This is a genomic window from Bacillus sp. GbtcB10 (genome assembly GCF_019091365.1).
GTDB lineage: Bacteria > Bacillota > Bacilli > Bacillales > Bacillaceae > Bacillus > Bacillus altitudinis.
The window spans coordinates 1-239 of record NZ_JAGXJP010000369.1; the positions used below are offsets into that span (position 1 = coordinate 1).

Annotated in this window: 1 pseudogene; it reads right to left on the reverse strand. The window is 43.9% G+C overall.

Annotation, left to right across the window (positions count from 1 at the left end):
* Positions 1-71 precede the first annotated feature (71 nt).
* A pseudogene (locus KVT11_RS20525) lies at positions 72-239 on the reverse strand (quinone-dependent dihydroorotate dehydrogenase); the annotation flags it as partial.

Here is a 239-nt window from a genome sequence, read left to right on the forward strand (position 1 = left end):
TTGTTCGTACGGCAGGAGAAATTTCTTCCAATCTCGTCCATCCATCGATTTATCCTCCATTCTGAATGAAGTCAGTTGTGATCTGCACCGATTGCTTGGGAAATATGAGTAAATCCATCTATTTGGAGTAAATCCTGGAGGCCCTTATTAATCGAAGTGAGAATGCCGGGTCCTTCATAGATCAGTCCTGTATATACTTCAACTAAGCTGGCGCCAGCCCTAATCTTGTCATAGGCGTC